General features: G+C 73.0%; 1 protein-coding gene. It reads right to left on the bottom strand.

The genetic code is table 11. The features are described from left to right. Positions 1 to 666 (bottom strand): electron transfer flavoprotein subunit alpha/FixB family protein (locus MY520_RS27925; RefSeq protein ID WP_436695956.1); only part of this gene is annotated, 666 nt, incomplete at both ends.

The raw sequence follows: 666 nt of genomic DNA, 5'->3' as shown, positions 1-666 counted from the left end.
TCGCCGACGACGCCGAAGTCGGCCAGCTCGAAGATCGGCGCCTCGGGGTCCTTGTTGACCGCGACGATCGTCTTCGACGTCTGCATGCCGGCCCGGTGCTGGATCGCCCCGGAGATGCCGACGGCGATGTACAGCTGCGGGGACACGGTCTTGCCGGTCTGCCCGACCTGGAAGGTGTGCGGGTAGTACCCGGAGTCCACCGCCGCCCGCGACGCCCCCACCGCCGCGCCCAGGGAGTCGGCCAGGCCCTCGATGATCGAGAAGTTCTCCGCCGAGGCGACCCCGCGCCCGCCGGAGACCACGATCGCGGCCTCGGTCAGCTCCGGGCGGGAGGACTTCTGCTCCACCACCCGATCCACCACCCGGGCCGCCTTCGCCGCATCCGACAGCTGCACCGGCACCTGCTGCTCGGTGCCGGCGGCCGGCGCCGGGGTGGGGGTGACCGCGTTGCCCCGCACCGTGTAGATCGGGGTGCCGGTGGTGACCCGCGAGTGCACGATCGTCGCCCCGGCGAACGCCACCTGGGTCGCGGTGCCATCGGCGGCGATCTCGGTGACGTCGGTGAGGAACCCCGAGCCGGTCTTGATCGCCAGCCGGCCGGCGACCTCCTTGCCCTCCTGCGAGGACGGGATCACCACCGCCGCCGGCGACCTGTCGGCCACCAGC

Origin of the sequence: Geodermatophilus sp. CPCC 205506 (assembly GCF_051383635.1) — a bacterium.
GTDB lineage: Bacteria > Actinomycetota > Actinomycetes > Mycobacteriales > Geodermatophilaceae > Geodermatophilus.
Note: the sequence above shows the minus strand (reverse complement) of the source record. Positions and strands in the feature narration are given on the sequence as shown.